Annotated in this window: 20 protein-coding genes; 13 read left to right on the forward strand and 7 right to left on the reverse strand. The window is 46.6% G+C overall.

All coding sequences use genetic code 11. The annotated features are described in order from the left end of the window. Nucleotides 1-114: 114 nt before the first annotated feature. From QUB12_RS04300 to QUB12_RS04325, 6 genes are all read right to left on the reverse strand, one after another. Entirely contained in the window at nt 115-2,730 is a 2,616-nt protein-coding gene (locus QUB12_RS04300; RefSeq protein ID WP_333138828.1) for a glycoside hydrolase family 18 protein, read from the reverse strand. A 184-nt stretch (nt 2,731-2,914) separates the two neighbouring features. Further along, nucleotides 2,915-3,571 carry a CAP domain-containing protein gene (locus QUB12_RS04305; RefSeq protein WP_333138830.1) on the reverse strand — a complete coding sequence of 219 codons (657 nt, stop codon included), beginning with the start codon at nt 3,569-3,571 and terminating at the stop codon, nt 2,915-2,917. Between the two features lie 164 nt (nt 3,572-3,735). Then, entirely contained in the window at nt 3,736-3,921 is a 186-nt protein-coding gene (locus tag QUB12_RS04310; protein WP_333138832.1) for a LysM domain-containing protein, read from the reverse strand. 520 nt (nt 3,922-4,441) lie between these two features. Beyond that, nucleotides 4,442-6,169: an asparagine synthase-related protein gene (locus QUB12_RS04315; protein ID WP_333138834.1), complete on the reverse strand. Its 1,728-nt coding sequence runs from the start codon at nt 6,167-6,169 to the stop codon at nt 4,442-4,444. Between the two features lie 29 nt (nt 6,170-6,198). After that, the gene (locus tag QUB12_RS04320) at nt 6,199-7,659 is read right to left on the reverse strand and encodes a serine/threonine-protein kinase (RefSeq protein WP_333138836.1); all 1,461 of its coding nucleotides are present in this window, start codon (nt 7,657-7,659) and stop codon (nt 6,199-6,201) included. Between the two features lie 132 nt (nt 7,660-7,791). After that, nucleotides 7,792-8,796 (reverse strand): LysR family transcriptional regulator, encoded by a 1,005-nt coding sequence (locus tag QUB12_RS04325; protein WP_333054398.1) that lies wholly within the window; start codon nt 8,794-8,796, stop codon nt 7,792-7,794. A 229-nt stretch (nt 8,797-9,025) separates the two neighbouring features. Between QUB12_RS04325 and QUB12_RS04330 the strand changes: the two genes are divergently transcribed. The 11 genes from QUB12_RS04330 to QUB12_RS04380 all read left to right on the forward strand — a co-directional run bounded on the left by QUB12_RS04330 (nt 9,026) and on the right by QUB12_RS04380 (nt 17,627). Beyond that, entirely contained in the window at nt 9,026-9,739 is a 714-nt protein-coding gene (locus tag QUB12_RS04330; protein ID WP_333138838.1) for an NnrU family protein, read from the forward strand. 44 nt (nt 9,740-9,783) lie between these two features. Further along, the gene (locus tag QUB12_RS04335) at nt 9,784-10,161 is read left to right on the forward strand and encodes a thioredoxin family protein (RefSeq protein WP_333138840.1); all 378 of its coding nucleotides are present in this window, start codon (nt 9,784-9,786) and stop codon (nt 10,159-10,161) included. Nucleotides 10,162-10,522: 361 nt separating this feature from the next. After that, complete coding sequence (locus tag QUB12_RS04340) at nt 10,523-12,568, forward strand: NAD(P)H-quinone oxidoreductase subunit 5 (protein ID WP_333138842.1); 2,046 nt, start codon at nt 10,523-10,525, stop codon at nt 12,566-12,568. Between the two features lie 523 nt (nt 12,569-13,091). Next, nucleotides 13,092-14,678: an NAD(P)H-quinone oxidoreductase subunit 4 gene (locus QUB12_RS04345; protein ID WP_445252023.1), complete on the forward strand. Its 1,587-nt coding sequence runs from the start codon at nt 13,092-13,094 to the stop codon at nt 14,676-14,678. Between the two features lie 280 nt (nt 14,679-14,958). Further along, nucleotides 14,959-15,549, forward strand: coding sequence for a DUF6000 family protein (locus QUB12_RS04350; RefSeq protein ID WP_333138844.1), 591 nt, complete (start codon nt 14,959-14,961; stop codon nt 15,547-15,549). Between the two features lie 84 nt (nt 15,550-15,633). Then, nucleotides 15,634-15,852, forward strand: coding sequence for a hypothetical protein (locus QUB12_RS04355; RefSeq protein WP_333138846.1), 219 nt, complete (start codon nt 15,634-15,636; stop codon nt 15,850-15,852). Further along, on the forward strand, nt 15,849-16,121 hold the full coding sequence (locus QUB12_RS04360) for a ParE family toxin-like protein (protein ID WP_333138848.1): 273 nt from the start codon (nt 15,849-15,851) through the stop codon (nt 16,119-16,121). The genes QUB12_RS04355 and QUB12_RS04360 overlap by 4 nt, the downstream gene beginning before the upstream one ends. A gap of 101 nt (nt 16,122-16,222) precedes the next feature. Next, nucleotides 16,223-16,450: a type II toxin-antitoxin system Phd/YefM family antitoxin gene (locus QUB12_RS04365; protein ID WP_333138850.1), complete on the forward strand. Its 228-nt coding sequence runs from the start codon at nt 16,223-16,225 to the stop codon at nt 16,448-16,450. Nucleotides 16,451-16,465: 15 nt separating this feature from the next. After that, on the forward strand, nt 16,466-16,768 hold the full coding sequence (locus QUB12_RS04370; protein WP_333138886.1) for a type II toxin-antitoxin system VapC family toxin: 303 nt from the start codon (nt 16,466-16,468) through the stop codon (nt 16,766-16,768). A gap of 132 nt (nt 16,769-16,900) precedes the next feature. Then, nucleotides 16,901-17,173: a hypothetical protein gene (locus QUB12_RS04375; RefSeq protein ID WP_333138852.1), complete on the forward strand. Its 273-nt coding sequence runs from the start codon at nt 16,901-16,903 to the stop codon at nt 17,171-17,173. Nucleotides 17,174-17,438: 265 nt separating this feature from the next. Then, complete coding sequence (locus QUB12_RS04380) at nt 17,439-17,627, forward strand: hypothetical protein (RefSeq protein WP_333138854.1); 189 nt, start codon at nt 17,439-17,441, stop codon at nt 17,625-17,627. 134 nt (nt 17,628-17,761) lie between these two features. Here the strand turns inward: QUB12_RS04380 and QUB12_RS04385 are convergent, their stop codons facing one another. Continuing rightward, nucleotides 17,762-18,493 (reverse strand): LuxR C-terminal-related transcriptional regulator, encoded by a 732-nt coding sequence (locus QUB12_RS04385; RefSeq protein ID WP_333300387.1) that lies wholly within the window; start codon nt 18,491-18,493, stop codon nt 17,762-17,764. A gap of 177 nt (nt 18,494-18,670) precedes the next feature. Between QUB12_RS04385 and QUB12_RS04390 the strand changes: the two genes are divergently transcribed. Next, nucleotides 18,671-19,099, forward strand: a complete 429-nt coding sequence (locus QUB12_RS04390) for a DUF6220 domain-containing protein (RefSeq protein ID WP_333138857.1) — start codon at nt 18,671-18,673, stop codon at nt 19,097-19,099. Nucleotides 19,100-19,108: 9 nt separating this feature from the next. Then, nucleotides 19,109-19,543, forward strand: coding sequence for an MAPEG family protein (locus QUB12_RS04395; protein ID WP_333138860.1), 435 nt, complete (start codon nt 19,109-19,111; stop codon nt 19,541-19,543). Nucleotides 19,544-19,925 lie beyond the last annotated feature (382 nt).

Here is a 19,925-nt window from a genome sequence, read left to right on the forward strand (position 1 = left end):
GCACTATTCAGTCTAGCAACTTTAGCAAACAGGACTAAATCACCGAATCGAAACCCCCGAAACCTTTATTCCCCAGTTACCCACTGAACGGGTACATTCAATCAGATAGGTTACCTATGAAAGGGGATTGATACCGAAGTATTCTTGCAACTTCGGGAACAAATCTTTTGACAGATCTCCTTGGTAGTAGATTTGCCCATTTCGCTTGGACACAAACAGCATTTCATTATGACCCCAGCCACCTCCAGCCACTCCATAGACAAATAAGCGATCGCCAACTTGATAAGTCCAGTCTCCGAGTAAATCATTGAAGTCTTCGTTTGAATCAGCGATCGCTAGCAACCCCCTACTAAGACGGAGTATCCAACCGCCAGAACCAAGGAAAAAGGATGCCAAAAACTGTTCCGCTTCCTTTAACCCTTGCAGTGCCTCCATCGCCATGTTGCAGCCTTCTTGGCTTTGTATTTCATATACTGTAAATACTTGTGCAGATACACTATCTCTGATAATTTCCTGTCTTTTGCTAATAATCCTATGGCCTTCGGGTGAATCCTTTAGTGCTCCATCCAATAAACCATTTGCAAAATTAACAATTGATTTTGAGGGTAAACGAATGGGCGTTTTTGGTGGTTGTGTAGGCGCATCAGGCTCGTCAGGCTTAGTAGGGGTTGGGATACCTAAGACCGATTCTACAGGCCCTAAATCCTTTGTAGGCCATTTATCAAGAGCACCTTTCAGCACATCTATGGCTCGCTGTATTTGTTGTGAAACCTCATCGGCTTCACGCTCACATTCTTTTTGTTCCTCCTCATCACCATCATCATTGTCAGGATCTAGATCTTGACCTTCTGAAGGATTTTGCCGTACAAACCACTCCAGCAAAATATGTGTCTGGAACAAAGTAATCATTGAGAAGAGCGGTACAAATACCCAACCAGCCACTCCCCCGATCATCAACCCAACCAGCCCGACCAATCCGGCGACTTTATCCTTGAGATCTGTTAAGACGCTTAGAGGGTTTGGACTATCTACATATCTTTTTGCGGTTTCCTCTATCTCAATCCACAATCCAATTATTTTATCTTTATCGTCCTTTGGGATTTCTTCGCCCTCTGTTTTTCCAGCTTCCTCGAAAAATTTTGTGATTGCTTCTACCAAACTTGGATCGACAAGCAAGCCTAATCTAGATGTTTCCTTTTCTCGTCCTTGTGCTATCTCAGCCGCGAACTCGTTTGTGTAGCTTCCGATACGTTCAATGAGCGGGGTGAGTATATCGCTTGGCACAGGTGTCTTCCCACTTGGAGGCAATGCCGGTCTGCTTTCTGGGTTACCTGAGTTTCTGTAAAGGGCTTTAATGATGCTCTTACCCTCTTCCCAAACATCATTGGAAAGTTCCCAAATAATCACTCCCTGCGCTCCCACATCCTTTAAGAAATTCAGTTTGCTAACAGCAGTGTCTGGAGTTTCAAAGTAGATATTGTGAGTATACGGGTAATTTCCTGAAGCAGAGATAAAAGGAGGTCTAGGTGTACTTCCCGACACTTTAATATTGCCATTGGCAGCCCTATGAGCATCTGGAAATTGAGCCAGGATATCTTTGTACCGAATAGATTTATACCCTGGAGGTACTTCACCACTCAGGTCATCAGGATCTTTCCCGTAGGCAAAGTCATAGCCATAGATTGGAACTCCTCCCGCTATCTTATCTCTGGGTATATTTTGTCCCTTACCTTGCCAGTTCACAAATAATGGGTTCGTCCAGTACCAGAGAGTATCTTCCACAGAAAGAATCGGATTATTGACGGGGCCTTGATCTTGATTTTGGGGATCGGGCCACTTCCCCTGTTGCTCTCGCAGATAAGACTCTTGATTGCGTATTTTAAGAAGCGCTGACTGAGGTCCGACTGGAGACGCATTCCACGAACCCGTCAGATCATAGGTCATAATCGCAAGCCAATCAGTATAGTCTGCTAATTTCGGATCGTAGTTATTGCCATACCATGAGGTGCCAAAAATAGCTGCGGAAACCAGTTTATCAGGCATCGCTTGCTTTAATTTTTGAGCAAATGAAGTTAATGCAAATCCTGCTGGGTGGGGGCCATCCGCTTTTGCTCTTCCTCCCATATCTCCTTGACCGGGCTTACCCCACCAGCACTCTAAATCCAGGTCTACGCCATCGAGATTGTTTGACTTGACAAAATTGACTACATTTTGTACGGCGAGATCCAGAAGTGGATTATCGGGATTATTTCCTATAGAAGTCATCAAATTGAGAAATCCATAATCAACTGCACCTCCCAGTGCAATTAAGATTCTGGTGCCGTTTCGATGTCCAGTGTTGACCACATCTGAGAGGACTGCCTTAACCTCCTCCAAGGACTTTGGTTCAAACTCACCGAGATTTACCTCACTAAACATGAGAAACGAGACGATGCCGTGGGTGATGTATCGATACATCTCATCATTGGCATAGTTAAATCCCTCTTTCTTTCTCCAAGTAGGAATATAGGCAATGATTTTAGCTTGTGCGGTCGGCGTGTGAGGTGTTAGATCGTACAACTCATCGTAAAACCGCCAACCATTATGATCTGCATCCCCTACCCCTGGTTCTGAAGCCTCGAAGTTGGCATAAAAGATATTGCCTTGGTATTTGACCATTGCTCCTGTCTGGTATCCTTCGCTTTTAGCTACCCAGTCAGGAACGTTTGAATAATCTGTAGAAATTCCCATTTTTCAAGTTCTTTCGCTAAATATAAATCCAGGGGTTGGTATTAATTACAGAAGGTTAGTTTGAGTTACTAACCTTCTGTATCCTCAATAACTGCAATTAAAATCAGCTATTCCTACGGCGATTCAGGTTTATGGAATTTGAGGTGTTTGCCCAACTTGTAATTGATTGGGCTATCGAGCGTTACTAGGGTGTGCCAAACACCTGAGTCCAGTAATGCTTGTAGTTGACGCTACCCTGATCGTTTTCCAAAAAGTAGTAACCGACCCCAAGCTCTCGATAGGTAGAATTCAGAATGTTGTCACGATGTCCTGAGCTATTCATCCAGCCTTTAATGGCATCTTCTGGTGTAGAGTGGCCAGCAATAATGTTTTCCGCCACTCGTGAGTAATGATAACCTTCCGCTCTGACCCGCTCCCCCATTTGGCGGTGATCAAAAAAGTCCTGCATTGCCATGCTCCGGCTGTGTTTCTGTGCAGCAGCAGTCAGTTGGGAATTAAGTGTGAGCGGAGATAAACCCACTTTACCGCGCTCATTGTTTGTAAGGTCTAGGATTCTTTTCAGAACATCATTATCTGAACCAGTTGAATTACCTACTCCCACTTTTTTAAATGACGAGATAGTATCATTAAGTTCATTGTTGAAGCTGGGATATTCGCCTGGTCCAAGTCGGAGGCTTCGTCCCTGGAATTTTGAATGTTCAAAAAAGTCCCAAGTGCCGGAGTAAACTTTAATCGAGGATATTTTGTCGTTCCAAAAATCTCCAATCCAGGAAGAGTCCTGCTCAAGAGAACCGGATTTAGTTCCAGAGAAATTGGAATCTGTAAAGATTTCGACTGACATAATTAACGCTCCAAAAATTGAAAAATAGTTATCTCTGGCTTCTTCGGGTCAATATAAATCCCTTGGCAAGTGTTAGTTGCAGAAGGTCAGTTTGATTGGCTAACCTTCTGCACTCTTAATAACTGCTATTAGCAGTGGTTAGTTTGACAAGCTTTCCAAATCTGTTAAGCAGGAATTTGAAGTTTCTGACCAATTTGCAAACTTGTAGGGGAAACGCCAGGATTTGCACCTGCAATTTTGTTCGCGTTCGCATCGCTACCATCACCATAGTAGGCAAGTGCAAGATTGGAAAATGTATCTCCAGACTCTACAGTATGTTGACAGGGGGGTTGACCTTGTTTACTGGACATATTTTTTTCCTTGAAAGATTATTGACGTAGTTGTGTTAGATAAGTAGTTAGACAGAATTAACTACACAAATACATAAATGCAATCATCCTAAATTAGCGACGGGTGCATCTACTAATTTAGTCTTTCGCCTCACAGCACCTCTTTCAGGACACTTTGGCAGAATTTAGGAGAATTTGTGGCGAGGGCGGGCGATTGACAAAAAAAACCCGGCCAAAATTGGTCGGGAGTTAGATCCCGTCTCTGGATTCAATTTAAATGCGTAGCAGCTTATATACAGCGTATTCCAGGTTTATGAAATACACCTAGAATACGCTGTATATCAAATCCGTTGGCATCGGAACGATTCATCTGTCTCTTCCGTTTCTCTGTATCCTCTGCGCCCTCTGCGGTTTAATTCGGTTCTATAAACAAGAGCGAAAACCGCATAGAGAAAATGCCATTGTCGATCGACAAATTAGGGCGTCAACTGCTCAAGTTGACACGACGAAAGGCACGGCGCCGTGTCGTAATTGGGGGTAACTAACGGCGATTAACTTGTAACCAAATTTCCAGCGTCACCAGCAGCCACAACTTCAGCCCGTAGCGGGGAAAAACTTCGCCCCGATAGTTTAGCCACTCGCGGATTAGTGTTTGATCGAGGTAAGGCGCGATCGCCGCATGACGATTCAGCAACAACGATCGCGCTTGCCGCTGCCAATCCCTCAAAAACCACTGCTGCATCGACATCACCATCCCACTTTTCGGACGGTTGACAATCACATCGGGTAGCAAATCCGCCACAGCAGCCTTGAGAACCGCTTTTTCCTGCGCGCCCGAAAGCTTGTACTCTGGCGGAATTTGCAAACTCAGTGCCACCATCCGCGCATCGAATAGGGGCGATCGAGCTTCCAATCCCGCCGCAGCCGTGAGATTATTCACTTTGGTCAAAATGTAATCGGCTCCCTTAAACTCAATATTGAGCCGCATCAACCGATTCAAAAACGTCGTTTCTGTCTGTTGCAATTCCTCAGCAAAGACGGAAGGCGCATTCTTCACCTTTTCCCAAACCTCCGGCTTCAGCAAACGTGGCAAATCCACATAGCATTTCTGAAACGAAGTCAAGTAAGCTGCGATCGGATCTGGTTTACCCTGAATCGAACCATACAAACTATTCAGCAGCATCGGCTTATTTTTCGGCCCGCCAAAGCACGGATCGCCGCCTTCGCCATTCAGTACCACATCTGCGAATTGCTTTGCCGATCGCCCCAACAGCAAATTGGGAACCGTCAAGCCTTCCCCCACCGGATCATCCATCGCCGCCAGCGTTTCCGGTAGCAACTCCCAAATTTGCTTTGGCGAAACCTCTAAAATATGGTGCTCAGTACCGCAATGTGCCGCAACGAGGTTGGCAAATTCAATCTCGCTGGGATATTGAGCGCCAAAGTGCATCGAAAAAGTGTGCACCGGGCGATCGTGCAGTCTTGTGGCGATCGCCGCGACGCAACTTGAATCAATACCACCCGAAAGATATGCTGCGACTGGTTCGCCCGCTGGTAGCGCTTCCTGCACCAGTTGTTCCAAAAGCGATCGCACTTGTTGACTATGCCATTCCAAAGGGCGATCGGCGTTAGTAATTTGCTCCTGTGGCTGCCAGTATCTCTGGGCCTCAATATCCGGTAAGTACAGGTAGCTACCGGGCCGCAACTCTCGCACGGCTTCCCACAGCGTTTGTGCTCCGGGTACAAATGCACAGCACAAGTAGTCGCGCAAAGCAACTAAATCAAGTTCTCGATCGTGATACGGATTGAGCGATCGCAGTCGAGGCGCAATCCAGCGAGTCGTTCCTGTACGGGTGTAATAGAGGGTTTTTGCTCCCACGCGATCGCGCCCCAGACACAAGGTTTGCTCGTCTCGATCCCACACAGCAAGGGCAAATTGTCCTGAGAGCAAGCTCAGTGTTTTAGTACCGTACTGTTCCCATAGCCGCGCGACGATCGCCAAATCGGTCAATCCCTCGGTATCAATCTGTTGTTTGAGCATTGGGGTGCGATCGAAGCAGCAGTCACCTACCAGCACAAATCGCTGATTGGGGCTGAAGGTGGGTTGAGCTCCGATTATGGCAAAACCGGAAGTTGCCCAAGTTGCAGGGTGCGATCGGACTTCTGGGCCCCAAGCAATGACCCAATTCGGGTAGATAGACTTCTGAGTCTGCATTTTAAATAAAACATCTCCCATAATTATTGTGGAACAGGCATCTTTCCTGTTCAAAACAGGCTTTTCTACAGGTGACTATTAGCTTAAAAAATATTAGAAAGTAACTTATAAATCAATCTAAAAATAGCTGTGCCAGCGATCGCACCCAAAGCACCCAACCATCCCACAAACAACACGCCAGTGATCGGAGAATTCGGATAAATCGCACCTGCAGCCGTCTGTAAAACCGGGAAAAACCACAGCAAAGCCACAGTACCAGCGCCAATAATCAACATCTCAGTTTGTTCGATCGCCCTGCGATACTGGCCGTAAATCAAACCCGCCACAATCATCCCCAACAATCCGATACTCAAGCCCGGAGAGGGCAGCAAACTCGTCAGGGCGATCGCCAGCACCCCCGCCTCAAAACCCGTAAACGCCGCCCCCGACAAAACCTCCCAAATCGAAAAAGTCGCTCTCTGCGAAGGTTGCAGCCCTCCGGGAGGTGTTGCAGGAACCCGTACAGGAGGCTGCTGAGTCGGTGGTAGCTGCTGAGTCGGTAGGGGAGTCGGAGTCCGTAGGGTCGGCGGCTGCACGACGATGTTAGGCTGTTGAGGCCGAGACATCAGAGCCGCTTCCACCTCACTGGCAGATTGAAACCGCTGGCTGGGAGCTGATAATAACATTCGATCGAGAACATGAGCCAAACCCGAACTTACCTGCACCCGCGACTGCCAATTCCACTCATTTCTGTAACTATCAAAAAGCTCCGTCGGTTGCAAACCACTCAGCAAAGTAATACAAGTCACAGCCAAAGCATACAAATCCGTTGCCGGATAAACTTCTTGCCCGCTCATCTGTTCTGGCGGAGCATAACCCAAAGAATAAATACCAGTCGAAGCTTTTACACTTCCAACACTTTGTGTTACTTGTTTAACCGCCCCAAAATCTAATAAATAAAGCCGACCGTTTTTACCCCGCATAATATTAGCAGGTTTAATATCCCGGTGAATCGAACCGCGAGAGTGTACAAAATCGAGAACCTTCAAAATTTCCCGCAGCACCTCCACCGTTTCCGCCTCCGAAAATCGGCCTTTAACAGCTAGTTCATCCTCCAAATTTTTACCGTCAATAAATTCTTGAACCAGATAGAAAAACTGATCGTTTTTTCCCGGCTGCAAACTCGTAACAGTCAGCTCAAAAAACGCCAGCAAACTCGGAATTTGCGAATGTTCGTTTCCCAGTTCTTCCAGCACCGCCGCTTCCCGTTCAAACAGAGTTTGAGCGATTTTTAGCTGGGGCGGAGTCAGACTTACCGACGGCTGCAAAAGTTTAGCAACGCACTGCCGCATCGCCGGAGTATCCCGGTCTCTGGCCAAAAACGCCGCCCCAAAACCGCCTTGACCCAACAACCTCACGGGCAAATAGCGGCCCCTCAAAATCATGGGCATCCCGCAAGCGGTGCAAAACTTTTGCTGCACCGTTTTCAGCCGCGAACTGTCATCGAGGTCGGGAAAAGAGTTTTGAGGGCGCGGGCAGCCCGGGCGGGTGCAGTAAACTTCCATTTTTGTTTGCTAAGAAGAGGGAAGAAGGAAGAGGAAAGAAGGAAAAGGGAAGAACGAAGAAAAAGTGATGGTTAAACCAGATTTCGATTTCTCAACTAACCGCGAACTGCTAACTGCCAGCGACCTAAGAGATTAACTTCCCGCCGAGTTGGGAGTTCCTATTTCTATGAATCCCAAATCGAGCGCCGGGGGTTCTTTCTTCTCCAGGATGGTCGAATAAGTAGCAAACTGAGGCAAAATTTCATTGCTGAAAGCCTCTGCTGCTTTAGAACGGTAGCGGTTCGGGTTGTAAATCAGCGACAAAATCCGAGTTACCAAAACTTCGTCCATTTGAGATTTGTGCAAGACGCCCATGAGCAACTCTTTTTCGATCGCCGAAACCGAGACAAATGCAGCTCCCAGCCCCGACTGAACGGCATTTTTAATGGCTTCGATCGAATTTAGTTCCATCTCTATTTTCAAGCGGCGCGTGTCAATGCCGCAGCGAGTCAGTACCTGATCGATTACTTTGCGGATCGTAGACTGCGAATCGAGGGATATAAACTGCAATTTGTAAAGGTCTTCTTTTTGGATAGTTTCTTGTTGTACCATCGGGTGAGATGGAGGAAGAATCAGAGCCAGTTCGTCCTCAGCGTAAGGAACAATTTCTAAAGCTTCTACAAGTTCGGTAGGAATTTCTCCGCCAACAATTGCCAAATCGATTTGCCCGTTGGCCACACTCCACGCCGTGCGGCGGGTCGAGTGAACGTGAAGCTGTACTGCTACATCCGGGTACTTTTGGCGAAACATCCCAATCATCCGGGGCAGCAAATAGGTTCCCGTTGTTTGAGAAGCGCCGACGATCAAAGTACCACCTTGGAGATTTTGCAAGTCTTCCAGAGCTCGACAAGTTTCCTGGCAAAGCGATAAAATTTTCTCGCCGTAACTCAGCAGCAGGTGTCCGGCTTCGGTTAGTTGCGCCCGCCGCCCCCCCCGGTCAAACAGTGGCACGTCCAATTGTCTCTCTAAGTTTTGCACCTGCAAGCTAACTGCTGGCTGGGATACATAGAGGCTGTCCGCGGCGCGTTTGAAGCTTCCTTCAGAGGCGATCGCCTTGAGAATGCGTAACTGGTCTAAAGTGAAAGGAAGGTCAGACATATATCTAAATTGTCAGTTGTCAGTTGTCAGTTGTCAGTTGACGGTTGACGGTTGACTGTAGGCAGCGAACAGCAAACAGCGAACAGTCAACAGCGAACAGTCAACAGCGAACAGCGAACAGTCAACAGCGAACAGTGAACAGTTAACTGACTGATAACCGCTGAATGCTCCCATAGATACTTTGTGACACAATTTGGCCGAGAATCAATAACTTTTCTTAATATTTGCAATGACGATCGACTTGGCGCTCGACTCCCACTTAGTTATTCTGGGCTTGTTACTGGTTTTTGCGATCGCCCACAGCGGTTTAGCAGCCCTCCGGCCCAAAGGTGAAAAGCTGATCGGGCCGAGACTTTACCGCGTTTTGTTTGCCCTTGTCAGTTTGCCGCTAGCCGTCATTCTGATTGTCTACTTTTTCAACCACCGCTACGACGGCGTACAGCTTTGGCAAGTACAGGGCGTCCCCGGAGTTAAACCCGCAGTTTGGATACTTTCGGCAATTTCCTTTCTGTTTCTGTACCCAGCAACTTTCAACCTCCTAGAAATTGCCGCCGTCCAAAAGCCCCAAGTTCACCTCTACGAAACTGGCATCATTCGCATCACCCGTCACCCGCAAATGGTGGGACAAGTGATTTGGTGCGTGGCCCACACCCTGTGGATTGGCACTAGCTTTACCCTCGTCACTTCCATCGGTTTGGTACTTCACCACCTGTTCGGAGTGTGGCACGGCGACAGGCGGCTTCAGGCTCGTTTTGGAGAATCCTTTGAAACCATCAAATCTCGAACCTCAATCATGCCTTTTTTGGCAATCCTACAAAAGCGTCAAACCCTTGATTTGCTTGAGTTTCTTCGCCCTTCCTATCTAGGTGTAGTCATTTTTACGGGCCTGCTGTGGCAAATTCATCCTTTTTTGATGCGTGTCACTAGGAACATATACTGGTAGCATGATCCCTAGGATAGAAAAAAATTATTAAATTTTGAGGGCTCATGGTGTTGTCGGTTAGCGAACGCACTTTTGCACAAGAGGTGTTTCAAGCCTCTACCCCCGTTTTAGTTCACTTTTCCGCCCCCTGGTGCGGTTTGTGCCGCGCGATCGACCCCACGCTTAAGAGTTTTGAGGCACAGTGGGCAGGAAAAGTCAAGCTCGTAGGGGTGAATGCCGATCAATGTTTCAAGTTGGCCCACACTTATCGGCTGACAAGTCTGCCCACGCTGATTTTGTTTGAGGGCGATAAAGTTCGATTTAGATTTGAAGACTACCAAGGACGCGAGGAACTGCGGCGGACTCTGGATTCCTGGATGCTGGCGGCTCACGTAGTTTCCCCATCTCAACGGCTGCAACTTCAGGAAGTAGCCAACAGGTAACGGTTCCAAGGCATTCGGCTCTTGTTGAGAAGGTCTTCGGCTTTTATGTCGGAAGCAGAAGGCTTTCCCCATTTTTCCATCAACTATCCCACAGCAAAATAAATGTCCCCGTCTTGAAGGTACAGAACTGTGAGATTTGTCGTAGAGTTTTAGTTTGCACCTGAATAATTTTCGGCGTTTATTGCGATCGTCTCGCTTGCGATGAAAAAAGTAGTGCGATCGTCTTGCTCGCGATGGCACTCGGCTATAGCAATACTTAGAGAATTGGATCGAGTATTTTGGCCTAGTCGCGCAGGCGTGTGCCACAATTTGTAAAGAATTGTGGCACTATCTAGTAGAAACTTTAAACTACCTATCAGTCATGGAACTGCTTTATCAATACGCTTGGCTGATCCCAGTCCTGCCACTGGCAGGCGCAATGCTAGTAGGTCTAGGCTTAATCACCTTTAACCAGGCAACCAACAAACTCCGACAAGCGAATGCGATATTAATCGTCTCCACACTCGGAGGGTCAATGGTACTCTCCTTCGCATTGCTGTGGAGTCAACTACAGGGCCACGCACCCTACACCCGCAGTATTCAGTGGGCTTCTGCTGGCGACTTCTCGCTGAATATGGGCTATATCATTGACCCCCTGACGGCGGTGATGCTGGCGATCGTCACTACGGTCGCCTTTTTGGTGATGATTTACACCGACGGCTACATGGCTCACGATGATGGGTACGTGCGCTTTTACGCCTACCTGAGCATCTTCAGCGCGTCGATGTTGGGTCTCGTAGTCAGCCCGAACATCGTTCAGATTTACATTTTTTGGGAACTGGTAGGTATGTGTTCGTACCTGCTAGTCGGATTTTGGTACGATCGCAAACCCGCTGCTGACGCTTGCCAAAAAGCTTTTGTCACCAACCGCGTCGGCGACTTCGGCCTACTGCTGGGCATCCTCGGCATTTACTGGGCCACCGGCAGCTTTGAATTTGAGGTGATGGGCGAACGCCTGCACTCCTTAGTCGAATCCGGCGCCCTCAGCGCGACTCTGGCGACAATCTTCGGCGTCCTGATATTTTTGGGCCCAGCAGCCAAATCCGCTCAATTCCCCCTCCACGTCTGGCTACCAGACGCAATGGAAGGCCCGACACCGATTTCGGCCTTAATCCACGCCGCGACAATGGTAGCCGCCGGCGTATTCCTGATCGCTCGGATGTACCCGGTGTTTGAAGGGCTGCCGGCAGTCATGAATTTGATCGCCTGTACCGGCTGTTTTACGGCATTTATGGGTGCTTCGATCGCGATTACCCAAAATGACATCAAAAAAGGCCTCGCCTACTCCACCATCTCCCAACTCGGTTACATGGTGATGGCAATGGGCGTCGGCGCTTACAGTGCCGGACTTTTCCACTTGATGACTCACGCTTATTTCAAAGCAATGCTGTTCCTGTGTTCAGGTTCAGTGATTCACGGTATGGAAGCAGTTGTAGGCCACAACCCTGCACTCGCTCAAGATATGCGAGTTATGGGCGGCTTGCGGAAATATATGCCGATTACCGCTTCTTGCTTTTTAATCGGAAATTTGGCAATCTGCGGAATTCCGCCGTTTGCTGGTTTTTGGTCAAAAGACGAAATCCTCGCCAGCGCCTTCGCAGCAAATCCCGCTCTGTGGGCTGTTAGCTGGCTGACGGCCGGGATGACCGCGTTTTATATGTTCCGAATGTATTTCAGCACCTTTGAGGGCGAATTCCGGGGCAATGACAGCGCCATCAAGCAGCAACTCCTGCAACCCGGTCTTGTTTTTGGCCCGGGAGCGATGAACGTTAAGGAATTGGCATCGACTGGCGACAGTCACGATGAGCACGACCATTTGCCTCACGAATCTCCTTTGACAATGGCTCTGCCGTTAGTGTTGCTGGCAGTACCTTCTGTGTTTATCGGTTTTCTCGGTACGCCGTTTGCCAATTATTTCGAGCAGTTTGTTCGCGCTCCAGGGGAATCTCTCGAAGAAGTTTTGGAACACGCTGCTGAGTTCAATTTGACGGAATTTTTGATTATGGGCGGAAGCTCTGTAGGTATTGCTTTGTTGGGCATTACTTTGGCTTCTCTGATGTATTTGAGCCGTAAAATTGACGCAAGTGCGATCGCCCAAAAAATCAAACCGCTTTACGAGTTCTCCCTCAACAAGTGGTATCTCGACGATATCAACGATTTTCTCTTTGTCAAAGGCAGCCGCCGTTTAGCGCGGCAAGTCATGGAAGTTGATTTGCGAGTCGTCGATGGTGTCGTCAACCTGACCGGTTTGGTCACGCTGATTACCGGCGAAGGTTTGAAATACTTTGAGAGCGGTCGCGCTCAGTTTTATGCCCTGATTGTGTTTGTCGCAGTTCTGGGTTTTGCGATCGTTTCTGGAGTTAGTTAAATCGGTAGGGACACGGCATTGTCCAAATGGTGTCAACAAACAGGTAAAACCGATAGTCCGACAGTCCGACAGGGAATGAATTCCCTGTCTCAAAGCTAAAGTCCTCGCTATGAGGACTGAAGAACTCCTTAAACCTCTTATTGTGGAACAGGCCGGAAAGCCTGTTCAATACTGGCTTTTTGGGAGATATCTATTAGTCCTCTTGAGAGGACTTTCGCTATTAGCCAGGGGTTGAAACCCCTGGCGGACTCGCGGACTTGCAAATGATCGGCTTAAGTTGACACGCCTTGGGCAATGCCATTTCCCACCAGAAGATATTTTAAGAACGGGTATTATCTCAATAACTCACCATTGACAATTAGCCAATAGAAATAAATCTTTCATTAAAATTCACTGTTGCGATCGCATAATTTGTCCAAATAATAGCAAAAAAAAATGTTCCGTCTAAAGAAAGTATAAAATTTAGGCCAAAATTGGCAAAATGTGTTTAAACCTAATAACTGATGGATCATTTTAAAACGCAATGGATACAGCTAACTTTCCCTGGTTAACAACAACAATTCTGTTTCCCATTGCTGCGTCCTTGCTGATTCCTTTAATTCCCGATAAGGATGGCAAGACGGTGCGGTGGTATGCCCTAATTGTGGGTTTGATCGATTTTGCCCTACTTGTTTACGCTTTTTACACTCAGTACGACTTCAGCAATCCAGATTTGCAACTGGTAGAAAGTTATACTTGGGTGCAGCAACTCGATTTGAATTGGTCGGTGGGTGCTGACGGTTTGTCGATGCCGCTGATTTTGCTGACTGGTTTTATTACTACGCTGGCTACTTTAGCAGCTTGGCCGGTCACATTTAAACCGAAGCTTTTTTACTTTTTGATGCTGACAATGTACGGCGGCCAAATCGCAGTTTTTGCCGTGCAGGATATGTTGCTGTTTTTCCTGGTTTGGGAACTGGAATTAGTCCCGATTTACCTGATTTTGTCCATCTGGGGCGGCAAGAAGCGCCTCTACGCAGCAACGAAGTTTATCCTGTACACCGCAGGCGGTTCGCTGTTTATTTTGCTTGGCGGGCTGACGATGGCGTTTTACGGCGATACGGTGACTTTCGATATGCGGGCGATCGCAGCTAAAGATTACGCCCCCAATGTAGAATTGATACTGTATACAGGTTTCTTAATAGCTTACGGCGTCAAACTGCCAATTTTTCCGCTGCACACTTGGCTCCCTGACGCTCACGGCGAAGCAACCGCACCCGCCCACATGTTGCTAGCAGGAATTCTGCTAAAAATGGGCGGCTACGCTTTGCTGCGGATGAATGCGGGAATGCTCCCCGATGCTCACGCTACCTTCGCGCCCATCTTGGTAATTTTGGGTGTGGTTAACATTGTTTACGCGGCATTAACTTCTTTTGCTCAACGCAATTTGAAGCGTAAAATTGCTTATTCTTCGATTTCGCATATGGGGTTTGTGTTAATCGGGATAGCTTCGTTTACCGATTTGGGTGTTAGCGGTGCAATGCTGCAAATGGTTTCCCACGGTTTAATCGGGGCGAGTTTGTTCTTTATGGTGGGTTGCACTTACGATCGCACTCACACGCTCATGCTCGACGAAATGGGCGGTGTAGGACAGAAAATGCGTAAGGTTTTTGCGATGTGGACTGCTTGTTCTATGGCTTCTTTGGCTTTGCCGGGAATGAGCGGTTTTGTAGCAGAATTAATGGTGTTTGTAGGTTTTGCAACGAGCGATGCTTACAATCCAGTATTTAAGGTTTGCGTGGTATTTCTAGCTGCTGTCGGGGTGATTTTGACTCCGATTTATCTCCTGTCAATGCTGCGTGAAATCTTCTACGGGCCTGAAAATAAGGAATTGTCCGATCACGAGGAATTGGTGGATGCGGAACCGCGAGAAGTGTTTATTATTGCGGCTCTGTTAGTGCCGATTATTGGTATCGGTTTGTATCCGAAGATGCTGACTCAGGTTTACGATGCAACTACTGTTCAGTTGACTGCAAAATTGCGCGATTCTGTGCCGTCGCTTGTGGCTAAGGCTGCTGCGGATAAAACTGTGTCTCTGCGTGCTCCGGCGATCGAGCCGAGCAAGTTGTGATTTGAACGAGATTTAGGAATAAAACCCCCAAACCCGATTTTAAAATCGGGTTTGGGGGTTTTATATTTTTTTGGGGCTGGAGCTTGTCTATTAGGCGTTGCTTAATACAGGTATGAATTCAAGATTTCCCAATTGCTATAAGCCCAGTATGGTGAGTTTTGTAACTTCAAGCGAAAAGTTGATTCATACCGTGAATCAGCAACGCCTTAGAGGTTGGCGTCAATTTGCGATGATGTTATATTTGAGATGTTCCGTCTTAACAATTTGATACTCAAAGAGAATGACAGAATATAATATTTTAAAGCATTATGTCCAGCCACTTTATCTCAACGTTTTACACGGTAACTTTTTACGACGGATTGACAAAGAATATGTAGATGCGTTTGTGGACTCGACAAGAGTTGCTTTATATGAAGTAACTGACAAAGAACTTATCCAGATGTATAACCGTTGTTGGAGGCATACAATTAGTGCAAGTTGGCTTTGTGGAATTGGGCGCTTTCCACAACATCTCAAGAAAATTGAAAGTTTGCTGATTCCAAGTCAAACTTGTTATGCAGGACAATTTCATTGTTTTGCATTAGCTCGTTTTGATGATGCTGAGTCGGTAAGAGTTTTGCGATCGTATCTCGACACATACTTACCCGTTGGTGAGCGACAATACGACCAAGAATGGGCTATTGGAGCCTTACGCTGGTTAGATCGCAGGCATGGAAAAGATTATGCACAGGTTTATCTAAAAAACTCCGATAATTGGAAACTTAGATATCTAGACCACGAGTATGGGACACTAAGGCCAGAGGAAGGAATTCTCCACTTTCAAAAGGTTATGGACTTTGTAGACAAGTATTTCCCAGAATTTGCGACGTAGATAGCTCGGCTTCCTAGATATCGATTTGCCTAGAATAAGTGATAATAAATAATATGCCATTTTCATTCTAAGAGAGTGCTAGCCATGACTGAGTTACTGGAGCGTGCGATCGCTAAGTTGAAAACCTTGTCTGCAAGTGAGCAAGATGCGATCGCCTCAATGATTTTGGAAGAACTTCAAGACGATCTAAGATGGGATCGAGCCTTTGCGAGTTCTCCCGATGTTCTTGCTAAACTTGCCGCCTCCGCAATGGCTGAGTATCACGCAGGTAAAACCCAAAAACTCGATCCAGAAACATTGTGAAGTCTCGTACTACAGCCGAATTCCGTAAATCTTTTGCTAATCTGCCAAAACAAGTTCAAGAGCAAGCACGCGAGGCATATCGCCAGTTCAAGGAAAACCCAAATTATCCCAGTCTGCGTTTCAAAAAAGTGCATCCAGAGTTACCAATCTACTCTGCTCGAATCAGCAACAACTATCGAGCCGTTGGTCAGTTGGATGGAGATACTGTGATTTGGTTTTGGGTTGGTTCACACGCAGAGTACGACAGGTTGCTATCTCAGCAGTTATAATGGTTATTTCATCTACTTTAGTTTAACTTTATCAGAACGTTCACTGCGGTTGTTGAAAAAGACCATGAAACTGCTTTTGAGCTTTATACTGAGGAATTTTTATGTTGAACGTGACAGTTGACGAAATTCAGCGCGATCCTTCAAAGTATCTGCGTCAAGTGGAAGCAGGTGCAACTTTTGTTATCCTGCAAGCAGATAAGCCGATCGCCGAACTCAGACCTATTTCTAGCAGCAAGCAATTACGACCATTCGGTTTGTGTGCAGGCGAGTTTACCGTTCCAGATGATTTCAATAATCCTTTGCCGGAAGATATCCGAGCGTGCATTTGAAGGTAAATCAAGATTCTGCTAGATACGCACATCTTTTTATGGTTCATCAGTGGCGACGCCCAGTTATCAACAGATGTTCGAGATGCAATTCGCGATCCAGATAATGAGGTCTATTTGAGTGCAGTTTCAGTCGGGGAAGCAATTGTCAAGTACCAGTTGGGTAAGTTACCTCTGCCGGAGCATCCCGAAACATATTTATCCAAGCAGCGCGATCTTCATCAAATTGTCAGTCTTTCTCTTGATGAAAGTAGCGTAGCTCAACTGGCTAAACTGCCACCATTACATCGCGATCCATTTGACAGAAGGCTTATCTGTTAAGCTTTAGAGAATGGTCTGACTATTGCGACAGTAGATGGGGCAATTCGTGCTTACTCGGTCAGCGTTATGTAGCAGTGTAAGTGAGCTATCATATCCATAACAAGAGTAAGAATTATAAAAAAGAGGGAATGTATGCAAACAATCCTTTTGAGTCGTGAAGAAGTCGCTCGTCGTGCGAAACATTTGTATGAGAGCACCATCCGCAAAAAAATTGAATTAGAAGAGAATATTGGCAAGATGGTCATCATTGATATTGAAACAGGTGACTACGAAATTGATAAAACTGGGCTAAAAGCCGCACGTAGTCTGATGGCAAAGCATCCGTATGCTCGACTTTTTGGCATTCGTATTGGTTACAATGTGGCTGCTTCGTTGGGTGGTGTAATGGAGCGTGTCAACAAGTGATTTCTGGTATTGTGACCGATCGGCACGCGATCGCCCTTGTTGACGTTTCTCCTCCCAAGCGGCTCTACTTTCCCGATCGAGTTTGTCATAGATACGGGCTTCACTGACTACCTATGTTTGCCACCGGAGGCAGTTACCTTACTGGGGTTGCCGTTCCTGTACGATATGCCTGTAAACTTAGCAGATAAGTAGGTGTGCAGAATTAATTACACAATATTTCTACTGAAACCCTTGCCTAGCAAGGAGTCTTTATGTAATTAATTTTGTGTGGTTACTTAACAGTGAAGTCCTAGTAGCAGTTCACGAAGCAATCATCCTTTGGGACGGGGAAGAACGAGAAGTTCGTGTATTTGCTACAGGGCGAAGACCTCTGATTGGAACTGCTTTGCTCGACGAGCAAGAACTTGTGATTCAGTTCACTGAGGGGGGATTAGTGACGATTGATGAGTTGTAGTTTCCAACGCTCGATCGCCCTACTCAATACTTCAAAACTACTGCGGTCGATCGCCCTTCAATTAAGTACGTTAGCGAAGCCCTCGAAGAGGATCGCTCTCGGTGTTTCTAGCGTTAAGTTTATTGGTGAGTGTTCTACATCAAGTTGGATGGAGACATTTTTACAGTTGGCAAATTATATTTTGTCGCTGAAAGCTGTGCAACCATTTCTGCACGAGACGACACCTCAAGCTTACGGAACATTCGCTTCAAAGCTTGCTTCACTGAATTCTCAGTAATCCAAAGTTCCCTCCCGATTGCTGCGTTGGTTCGCCCCAAAGCAACCAATTCCGCAATTTGCAATTCACGAGGCGTTAGGCGTGAGGTCTTGAAAGGTTGGTGTTGCGATTCCCTACGGGATAGCTTCGCCGCGCGTACTGTTGCAGCCCAAACAGACAAATGCAAACAGATCGCACTCAAATCCGCTAGATTTTCTGTATCGAAAGCGGGCATTGAGCGATCGCGCGTACAACCCACTACACCCATTAATTGACCACGACTGACGATCGGCCCCGCCATCACGTGCCAATGATCGGGGCGGGGACAAATTATTGTCCAAACCTTGGGTGATGATGTCACTAATGCTTCATGGACAGGAGCATGACGTTCCGCTAAATAACGCACAACAGGATTGTGTTCGATCGATAGCCCAACTTTCAGTATTTTCTGAAGATTACTATCTACCAACGACCGTTGATCGAAGAAAAAGATTCCCGATCGTTTAGCTGCAAAATACTCACCGATTTTGGGCACGACTTGCGATCGCAAATCTTGTTCGTCCTTTACCTGGTCGAGCGCTTCAAATAAAAGCTGCAAGGGACTTTTCATGGTCATGGTGTCAACCGATTTTAGATTTTAGATTTTAGATTTTAGAATTGACCCCACGGATGAATCCGGGGGCTTGTAACCAAATTGCTTGATTGTGAAAAAGAGTACCCGATCGAGGTCTAGAAGCATTGCAATACTCGAATTATATTACCCTTGTAATCTCAAAAGCAACTTGACATGACAACCAGTTTGGAAATCGAGCCCGATCGCACTCCCACACGTGGGATACTCATCAGCTTTTATGTGACTTCAATCATCTTTAATGTCTGCTTGATTGCTCAGTTATTAACGGTTGGAGTTGCCTACTTCAATAATCCTGCATGGTGGAATATTCATGTTTGGCTAGTGCGAGGGTACAGTGGGCTGTCATTAGTATTACTGGGATGGTCGTTTCTCGCCCCATTCTCACGCAGAATACGACATCTCGCCGCCAGTTTGCCAATCCTGCTTGGACTACAATTTTCCAGCATTCATCTCAAAAGTCCTCTTCACCTAGAGATACTGCATCCTCTCATTGGATTTACGTTACTCTATGTTTCTTCCAGCCTTGTACATCGCATATCGTCTACTTTATCGTCCAGCAACTATCAAAATAATCAAATTTGAGAGGTATAAATGACGCAAGATGCAATCTTCACTCCCTTCTTTGCCACAGTGTTTCTAACACTCATAGTCTGGGTGTATATGTACATCCGCCGTATCAGTTTTATCACAAGTAGAAAGCTCGGTCAAAAGGATTTTGCTGTACCGGGCGCACTGGCACAAATTTCGCCACCAAGCGTATCCAATCCATCGGATAACCTAAAAAACCTGTTCGAGATTCCGGTAATTTTCTATGCGCTTGTCCTATATCTGTTCATCACAAAGCAGGTGGATACAGTGTATGTGAACGCCGCGTGGGTATTCGTTGTGTTTCGCACATTGCATAGTGCTGTCCATTGCACATTCAATCTCATCATACTTCGGTTCTACCTTTACCTATTTGCCACACTCGCGGTGTGGTTCATCGCGATCCGCGCCGCACTTATTCACTTTGGCACAATCAATTAACCTCGTTCAAATGAGCTAGAAGTTATCAACAGTTGCCGAACAATGAGCGTGCAGCGGAAAGCCCACCCTGTTTCTGCGTGTGTGTTCCGGGTCTTGCGGCGCGGTCTGCAACTGAACCGAGTCGTTAGGTCGCGATCGCAATACCCAATACTTTAAAATTACCAGTAGAGCGATCGCCCTTCCATTCGGTGCGATCGCGCTTTTAGTCTTTACCCTTAATTCTTCTAGTTTCTATACTTACTAGAATAAAATCGAATAAGCTGTTGTGCATCTAATTTGACAGTCAATTTTTCTACAATTATTGTGGGACGGGCAGGAGAGCCTGTCTCTGTATTCAATTTAGATGCGTAGCAGCTTACTAACCGGACTGCAACTCATCCTA

Origin of the sequence: Microcoleus sp. B7-D4 (assembly GCF_036705125.1) — a bacterium.
In the GTDB taxonomy this organism is placed as follows: domain Bacteria; phylum Cyanobacteriota; class Cyanobacteriia; order Cyanobacteriales; family Microcoleaceae; genus Microcoleus.